The sequence below is a fragment of the Streptomyces ipomoeae 91-03 genome, assembly GCF_000317595.1.
Lineage (GTDB): Bacteria > Actinomycetota > Actinomycetes > Streptomycetales > Streptomycetaceae > Streptomyces > Streptomyces ipomoeae.
Genome location: NZ_AEJC01000669.1, coordinates 1 through 7778 on the forward strand (window position 1 = coordinate 1; position 7778 = coordinate 7778).

Here is a 7778-nt window from a genome sequence, read left to right on the forward strand (position 1 = left end):
CCACCTGGTCAGGGCAGATGTGACTGGCTGCGTGATCTCCTCCGTGATGACCTGTGCGGTTCCGTCCGCTCACGCATCGCTCACGCAAGAAGGCAGGCTGAGCAGCCCTTATCGTCGCCGACAGCCCGCTCGCCTCACCTCGGCTGCTCCACCCGACACGGGCACTCGGAGGCGCTGTTGCTGCCCATGACTGAACGATGGGCAGCGGACATCAGTGTCGGCAGCCGCCCTCCAGAGAGGTGATCAGCGCTCAAAGGCGAAGTGGCCGACCGAAGAGAATCGGCTCCTTGTCCAAGGCTTCCAGGACCAGGTGGGGGAGCACTGCCAGGGCCATTTCCAAGGCGTGCTGCACCACGGCCGCATTGGGGGACTTGTCAAGGTCGAGGATCTCTGCCCATTTCCGGGGCTGGTATCGGGAGATCATCGAGAACGTGTACAGCAGAAGCCACCACGTCATCAGCGGAGACGGCGGAGGCGTCTTCCCCGGACCGGCCGGTGGGCGCAGGAATCGCTCACCCTCGAAGCGGTACCGCGGCGCAAGCCTGTCGAAGAACGCCTCAATTTCCTCCTCCGAAATGTCCGGCGCCGGTTTTCCACGGGGCACGGGCCAGCCGACTGCCACCAGGAAACGGCCCTTCCGGGCTTCCCTGAACGCGGTATCGCTGTCTCCCCAGAGCTTCGCGTTCGCCATGCCGGGGTAGTCGGCCATGGTCGCGCGGTACCAACTCTCCCTGTCGGCTTGTTCGGGCAAGTCGCCGTTCACGGCGATCTCCGCACGAAAGTACGCCGACCCGTACTCAGTGCGGTCCTCGGTCTCGGCGTATCGGTCGCTGAAGAGCTCCAGTGCGATGGGTGAAGCCGCGCCCTTGAGTGGGAACTGGCACAGGCCGGGGAGTGACGCCCACAGCTCTCCGAGGCTTACGGTGTCAGCCAGCTGCTCGGATCCAGTTGCTCTGGCTACATACTGGAAGGCGCCGTCGCCGTCGGGACGGATCGTGATGCCGGGAAGGTCGGACTGCATGTCCACGACCTTCAGGCCGTGCTTGCCGAAGCTCCAATTCCCGGGCGTGTGGGCTGCTGTGATAGCGAGACCGGCCTGGACGAGCCCGTAGTACAAGTTGATCGGCCTAGTCGCCGACGTGACGATCCGGGCCGCCTCCATCTGCTCCTCGAACTGCTGCAGAGCTGCGGAGAACGACCTTCTCCTGGCTGACGAGTCCTTGAGTAGCGTCTTGTCGATGAGACTGGTCCGGCGATAGCGCAGTGCGAACCGCAGGTTTGGTGCGTCGTCCATGGTGCTTCTCCTAGTCTGCAATCCGCCTGTACATGGTGGGCGCCAGTGAGATCCCGGGGCCGCGAGCGGCCCGCCAAAATCTCCCCAGTTCAACGACCGAGTGTTCTACGTCCCGGTGTCCTCGAGCGCCTCACGGGCTGCCTCTACGAAGCCACTCAGTGCCTCTCCCGACGCTTCCAGGCTTGCGCGGCACAGTTCGACGAGCTCCGAACGGGACTTGTCCCGCATCTCTGGGGGAGCGCCGGGAATGGAGGCAAGTGCCATCACGACGTCCTGACACTCCAGGACTGCTTCGACCAGGTCCTCGGTGTTGTCCGCTACGGTTTCAGGACCTTCGACCATGACCCGGGCGCGGGAGCGCAGCAGTTTGCTGATCTCCTCCAGGATTCGGTGCGCGCCGTCCTCGGTATAAGTTTCCGATCGGTTCATCTCCTTGATGCGCGTGCCGATGGCCTGCGTCTGGGCGATAAGATCGGTGTACGCCTGGCTGCGTGGCTCTCGCCGGTCTCTCGCGTGCTCGAAATGGCGCTGCTGGTCTGCCTGGAGATGCTGTGCAAAGATTTGCTCCCGCGCGGTGCGGGCTCCCAGCCATCCGCTGGTCAGCGCAGCAGTTCCGGCCCCCACCGCACCAACTGCTGCTCCCAATAGGGCGGCCAGCCCTGCATCCATGTGCCTTCTCCTTTCCCGTCTGGCCAGGGGCCATCGCTCTTCAACTATCTGATATTCACCTCTCACCGCCGGGCCTCCAAGGAACTGAGAGGGCGGTACGTGACTTGATGTCTGTATTGCCCTGTCGGTTGGGGTAGGCAGGCTGCTCGGGGGGCCGCCGGGCGGCTATGGCCGCGGCTGGGCGAACAATCCCTGCTCGGTCTCGACCAGGATGCCGCGCTCGGTCAGCCGCTTGAGTTTCAGGCGGGTGTTGTTGATGTTGTTGGGCGCGATCTCCATGCCCATCGCCTCGCAGATTTGCCGTGCCCGCAGCGGGGTGTCGGCCGCGGCGAACTGACGGATATCGGCGAAGGACTCCCTTACGGAAGGCGGACCTGGTGGATGGGCCGCCGCCGGAAAACCGTCACAGGCGTCAGCTGTGGCCGAAGGCCGCCGCGGTGGCCACGCACGAGAGCGATGTGCTCGCCGAGGTCACCGAACGCAGGCTGCTGACCAGGAACCTGCAGACCGTCAACGCCCCGACGGACCCGACGGTCCTCGAGCCGGTGATCGCCGGTGTGACCACGGGCTCAAGGGGGCGGGCGCAGTGTCGCCGGTCGGCGCCTGTCCATGGGTGAGTGGGGCTGCCGCATGGACAGGCGTGACCGTGGGCCTCAAGCCGCTTCGAGGAAGGGGTAGTCGGTGTAGCCCTCGGCGCCCGGCCCGTAGAACAGTTCCGGCCGCGGCTCGTTCTCCGGGTGGCCACCCTGCCAGCGCTCGACCAGGTCGGGGTTGGCGATGAGGGCCCGGCCCACGACCACGGCATCGGCGTGGCCGGCCTCGATCTGCTGGAGCGCCCGCTCGCGGGTGGTCTGCCCCCCGCCGAGGGGGCCGTTGTTGACGATCAGCTTGCCGTCGAAGCGCCGCCGCAGCTCCTGTACCAGGTCGCCGCCCGGCTCGGTGTGCAGTACGGAGAGGTAGGCCAGGCCCAGCGGGCGCAGTTGGTCGAGCAGGGTGCCGTAGGTGGCCAGGACGTCGTCCCGGTCGGTCTCGAAGACGTCCCCGAAGTCGATCTCCGGCGAGATCCGCAGCCCGACCCGCTCGGCACCGACGGCCTGGGCGATGGCCGTTGCGACCTCGACGACGAAGCGGGCGCGGTTGTGCGGCGAGCCGCCGTATTCATCGGTGCGCTGGTTGGCCGCCGGGGAGAGGAACTGGTGGAGCAGGTAGCCGTTGGCGCCGTGGATTTCCACGCCGTCCGCTCCCGCCTCGATGGCCCGGCGGGCCGCGGTGACGAAGTCCTCCAGGGCTGCACGGATCTCTGCGGTGGTCATCGCTTCCGGTACGGGGTAGGGCTGCTCGCCCTTCTCGGTGAACGTCTCGCCGGTCCTGGCGATCGCGCTGGGGGCGAGGATGCGGCGGCCGCCGTTGATGTCGGGGTGGGTTTGGCGGCCGGCGTGCATGATCTGCAGGACGATGCGGCCGCCCTCGGCGTGCACCGCCTCGAACACCCGCTGCCAGCCGGCCGCCTGCTCGTCGGTGGCGATGCCCGGCTCACCGACAAACCCCTGCGACGCGTGGTCGGGGTAGGTGCCCTCGGCGATGATCATTCCGACGCTCGCCCGCTGCCGGTAGTACTCGACCATCAGATCCCCGGGGATGCCGGAGGAACCGGCCCGGACCCGGGTCAGCGGTGCCATGACGATGCGGTTGGCGAGCTCGATCTTCCCGAGAGAGACGGGGGAGAAAAGTGACGGAACGGATGAAACTTCTGAAGCGTTGACAGTCATGGGTTTCTTTCTGCAATAGGGAGGGAAACGGGATGAAGGTCTGCGACGCAGGGGGTCTGCGCTGTCCCGGCAAAGGCGCGAATGCGGTCCTCGGGCAGGCGCGGGCCCGCTGACGGTGACGCGGTTCCAGGACCGCGATCGGGGTGTGGGTGGTGTGGGCGACGAACGCGGTGAGAGCCGCATGCCGTCAGCGTCGGTGTCGGTGTCGGTGTTGACGCCGGTTCAAGCGCAACTGCCCGCCGGAGTACGGGCGTTCGCTCCTTGCGCACGATCAGCAGCCAGCCAGGCGACGAAGTCAGGGGTGCCGCCGCCCGCCGGGGTCGTTACGGATCGGTGTCTGCAGGCCGCGCCGCGACCGACTCCCTCGACGCGCCCCGCGAAGAGGACCGATACACGGCTTCACCTGGAACGCGCTCCCGGCGGTGGCGGGAACAGCGATCTCAGGGCTCCTCATTCTCACCGACCTGAGGCACTTCGGCCGGCCGATCGCCCATCGGACAGCCTGCTCCACGCAGGCGCGGGCCCAGCTGAGCGGGACGTCCGCGACGGCCTTGAGGTGGCTGAACGTCTCGAGGGTGTACCGGCCGTGGTAGCGGCCCATGCCGCTTTCGCCGACGCCACCGAAGGGCAGGCCGGGCACGAGCAGTTGCATCGGCGGCTGGCCCCAGGCGACGCCGCCGGAGGACGTCTCGTTCACCAGGCGCGACTTGGTGGCCTCGGAGGTGGTGAAGGCGTAGAGCGCGAGGGGCTTGTCGCGTTCGTTGATGAAGGCGATGGCGGCATCGAGGTCTTCGACTTCGACGACGGCGAGGATGGGACCGAAGATCTCCTCCTGCATGATGGGCGATGCGGGGTCGACGTCGGTGAGCACGGTCGGTGCGATGAACAGGTCGTCGCGGTCGTGCCGGCCTCCCACCGCCGGCCGGCCGGAATCGAGCAGACGGGTGAGCCGGTCGAAGTGCCGCTCGTTGATGATCCGGCCGAAGTCGGGTGAGGTCTGCGGGGTGGTGCCGAACTGGGCTTCGACCGCCGCGCGCAGGGCGGGGACCAGTGCGGCGGCGGTGGCTGGATCGGCCAGGACGTAGTCGGGGGCTATGCACATCTGCCCCGCGTTGCCGAACTTGCCGCCGACCAGCCGCTTCGCGGTCTCCTCCACGTCGGCGTCGGGGGCCACGAAGACTTGCCTCCGAGTTCGAGCGTGACCGGGGTGAGGTGCTTGGCGGCTGCGGCCATGACGATCCGGCCGACGGTGCCGTTGCCGGTGTAGAAGATGTGGTCGAAACGCTGTGCCAGCAGGGCCGTGGTCTCCTCGGCGCCCCCCTCGACGACGGTGAGCACGTCGGCGTCGAAGTACTCCCGCAGCAGGCGTGAAGCCACCGCCGAGGTGTGCACCGAGATCTCGCTCGGCTTGGCCACCACAGTGTTCCCGGCGGCCAGGGCGCCGATGATGGGGTCTATGAGAAGGTGCAGCGGGGCATTCCACGGAACGATCACCAGGACGACCCCGAGCGGGTCGTACGTGGTGTAGGCCGTGGTCGTGGGACCGAAGTGGGCGGGAACCTCCACCGGGCGAGGCTGAAGCCAGCTCTCGAGGTTCGCCAGTGCCTCGTCGATGTCGCCAATGGTGGAGTCGATCTCGTGCGCCTTGGCCTCGGCGGGGTTCTTCCTCAGGTCCTTCCAGAGGGCTTCGATCAGTTCCTGCTCGTTCTCGACCAGCAGTGCCCGCAGCCGCTGCAGCTGGTTGACGCGCCAGTCCAGTGGGCGGGTGACGCCGGTGTTGAAGGTCGCACGAAGGCGGCCGACCACCTCCGCGGCCGTTTCGCTCCGGTACGTCCTCGGCTCGGTCGCCTGTGTTGTGGTCATGGGGTGTGCTCCGTTCTTGATGCACGCCGCGCCGTCAAAGGCGTTGGGGGCATGCCGTGGTACCGGTGATGGGCAACCCGGTGGATGACGGATGAAGGGTCAATCCGTGCCTTCACTGTAACCCATGTACGCGCTGGTGCGAACATAGGGCAGGGGTTATTCTTTCCCCATGGCCAGTCGCACCTCGTCCCCCCTCGTTCACCCCGACACGGACGACCTCGACCTCTTCAAGATCATGAGTGCGCTGACCGACGAGACCCGGCTCACCATCGTCGTCACCCTCTCCGTCTCCCCTGGCCTGGCCTGCAGCGGCTTCACCCAGGACGTCACCGCGTCCGTACTCACCCGCCACTTCCGCGTCCTGCGCGAGGCCGGCCTCATCCGGCAGCACGACGTCGGCACCCGCCGCTTCAACACGCTGCGCAAGGAAGATCTGGACCAGCGGTTCCCCGGACTGCTCGACCTCGTCCTCAAGGAGAGCGTCGGCCGCGTGGAGCCCTACGTGAACGCCGAGAGCGCCTGACGCTCCGGCATCGCTCCGCGGCCGCGACGAACCGGACCCACCGCAGCCAGGCGTCCAGCTTGCGGCCGACTTCGATCACGTCGAACAACACCTCATGCGCCGAGCGGCAGTAACCGGTGCCCCAGCAAGGCGATACGGCACCGGCCCCGACGTACCCGCTTACGCGGAGGCGGCTTCCGCGCGGTGAGCGCCGACCTGCGCCACGCCGGCACGCTCCTCGGAGTGTTCAGCGACACACGCCTGGTCACACGGGGCATCCTCACCGAACCCGAGCCCGGCCTGTTCGCTCAGCCCTGCCCCTGACCGTCCACTCGCCCCGCCGACCAGGGCTCCTAACCCAGGCCCAACCCCGAAACGGACATCAGCTCACATCCGGCACTCTCAGAGGGCATGAGACCTGATGCCCGATTCTTCGTTTCGTGCGGGACAAGCGGGCAGGTCGTGGCGACATCGGTCGGCTACGGCCGAGGCTGGGTGAACAAGCCTGGCTCGGTCTCGGCCAGGATCCCGCGGCCGGCCAGCCGCTTGAGCTTGAGGCGGACGTTGTTGATGTTGTTGGGCGCGACCGCCAGGTCCATCGCCTCGCACACCTGCCGCGCACGCAGCGGATGGTCGGCGGCGGTGAACACCGCCATGATCTGCTGGTAGGCCGGATGGTCCGGCAGTTTCGGTGTCGGCGGCGCGGGCGGTTGCGGGTCGGGCAGCCCCAGCAGTGTCTTGCGGGTGATCCGGACTTCTTCGGCGGCCCGGCCGAGTTCGTCGAGCTGTGTGGTCAGCTGCGTGATCTGTTCCCGCGTCGTCTCGGCCTGCGCGGTGATCTCGCGTTCCCGCTCCTCCAACCGTGCCAGCACGGCCCCGAGGGTCAGCTCCCCGCCGGTCATGCGGTGCGCCAGGCGGGCACGGTCGCCGCGGTCAGCCGGCGCAGTATCACCGCGGTCATCGCCCAGTACACCCGCGACTCCGAACTGCGGGGCAGGTGCTCGTAGTCGCGCACCAGCCTGCGGTGCAGCATCAAGATCCCATAGGCGCGTTCCACGACCCACCGCTTGGCCTGGGGAACGAACCCGCTCTGCGCGGGATTGCGCTCCACGACCTCCACCTCGATGCCTGCTTTCTCCCCGTGCGCGACGACGGCGTTCTTGAAGCCCTGGTCGACCAGGGCCTTTTGCACGGTGTCGGTGTCGGCGGCGACCTTGTCCAGCAGCGCGATGCCGACGGCGTTCTCGTGCGCCGAGGCGGCCGCCACGACTACCGCGATCACCAGCCCCAGAACGTCAACGGCCAGGCCGCGCTTGCGGCCCGGTACTTTTTTTGCCGCATCGCGCCCCGTCGACTCGGCGGGCACTCCGGCCGCCGCGTGCACGCTCTGGGTGTCGAGCACCACCAGGCTCGGGTCCGCCTTCCGGCCCATCTTTTCCCGCACATGCCAGCGCAGCAGGTCGTGAATGGTCTGGTCGATGCCGTCGTCACGCCAGGTGTAGAAGTAGTACTTCACCGCGCCGGGCGGCGGAAAGTCGTGTGGGAGCAGCTCCCACTGGCAACCGGCCCGGCCCTGGTAGAGCAGTGCGTTGACGATCTCCCGCATCGCGTACCGACCCTGATGGCCGCTGACCGAGGGATGCGCGGCCTTCCATGCGGCGATCACCGGCTGTCGGGTAGC

Annotated in this window: 7 protein-coding genes and 1 pseudogene; 2 read left to right on the forward strand and 6 right to left on the reverse strand. The window is 67.6% G+C overall.

Annotated features, from left to right (window positions below):
* Positions 1-250 precede the first annotated feature (250 nt).
* Positions 251-1294: a YaaC family protein gene (locus STRIP9103_RS44075; RefSeq protein ID WP_009342691.1), complete on the reverse strand. Its 1044-nt coding sequence runs from the start codon at positions 1292-1294 to the stop codon at positions 251-253.
* A 105-nt stretch (positions 1295-1399) separates the two neighbouring features.
* Positions 1400-1963 (reverse strand): hypothetical protein, encoded by a 564-nt coding sequence (locus STRIP9103_RS44080; RefSeq protein WP_009342687.1) that lies wholly within the window; start codon positions 1961-1963, stop codon positions 1400-1402.
* Between the two features lie 437 nt (positions 1964-2400).
* Here STRIP9103_RS44080 and STRIP9103_RS44090 point away from each other — a divergent pair, with 437 nt between their 5' ends.
* Positions 2401-2580, forward strand: coding sequence for a hypothetical protein (locus tag STRIP9103_RS44090; RefSeq protein WP_141595384.1), 180 nt, complete (start codon positions 2401-2403; stop codon positions 2578-2580).
* A 36-nt stretch (positions 2581-2616) separates the two neighbouring features.
* Here the strand turns inward: STRIP9103_RS44090 and STRIP9103_RS44095 are convergent, their stop codons facing one another.
* Both STRIP9103_RS44095 and STRIP9103_RS44100 read right to left on the reverse strand, forming a co-directional pair.
* Positions 2617-3732 carry an alkene reductase gene (locus STRIP9103_RS44095; protein ID WP_009342679.1) on the reverse strand — a complete coding sequence of 372 codons (1116 nt, stop codon included), beginning with the start codon at positions 3730-3732 and terminating at the stop codon, positions 2617-2619.
* 529 nt (positions 3733-4261) lie between these two features.
* Positions 4262-5595: pseudogene (locus STRIP9103_RS44100) on the reverse strand (aldehyde dehydrogenase family protein); the annotation flags it as partial.
* 169 nt (positions 5596-5764) lie between these two features.
* Between STRIP9103_RS44100 and STRIP9103_RS44105 the strand changes: the two are divergent.
* On the forward strand, positions 5765-6118 hold the full coding sequence (locus tag STRIP9103_RS44105; protein WP_009342689.1) for an ArsR/SmtB family transcription factor: 354 nt from the start codon (positions 5765-5767) through the stop codon (positions 6116-6118).
* Between the two features lie 458 nt (positions 6119-6576).
* Here the strand turns inward: STRIP9103_RS44105 and STRIP9103_RS44110 are convergent, their stop codons facing one another.
* Positions 6577-6999, reverse strand: a complete 423-nt coding sequence (locus tag STRIP9103_RS44110) for a hypothetical protein (RefSeq protein ID WP_009342681.1) — start codon at positions 6997-6999, stop codon at positions 6577-6579.
* Positions 6996-7763 (reverse strand): IS5 family transposase, encoded by a 768-nt coding sequence (locus STRIP9103_RS44115; protein WP_063747379.1) that lies wholly within the window; start codon positions 7761-7763, stop codon positions 6996-6998. The genes STRIP9103_RS44110 and STRIP9103_RS44115 overlap by 4 nt, the downstream gene beginning before the upstream one ends.
* Positions 7764-7778: the final 15 nt, after the last annotated feature.

What these genes read in the sequence shown, in the direction of transcription:
- STRIP9103_RS44105 (WP_009342689.1), top strand. Translation starts at nt 5,765, where the DNA reads ATGGCCAGTCGCACCTCGTCCCCCCTCGTTCACCCCGACACGGACGAC.
- STRIP9103_RS44110 (WP_009342681.1), bottom strand. Translation starts at nt 6,999, where the DNA reads ATGACCGGCGGGGAGCTGACCCTCGGGGCCGTGCTGGCACGGTTGGAG.
- STRIP9103_RS44075 (WP_009342691.1), bottom strand. Translation starts at nt 1,294, where the DNA reads ATGGACGACGCACCAAACCTGCGGTTCGCACTGCGCTATCGCCGGACC.
- STRIP9103_RS44095 (WP_009342679.1), bottom strand. Translation starts at nt 3,732, where the DNA reads ATGACTGTCAACGCTTCAGAAGTTTCATCCGTTCCGTCACTTTTCTCC.
- STRIP9103_RS44080 (WP_009342687.1), bottom strand. Translation starts at nt 1,963, where the DNA reads ATGGATGCAGGGCTGGCCGCCCTATTGGGAGCAGCAGTTGGTGCGGTG.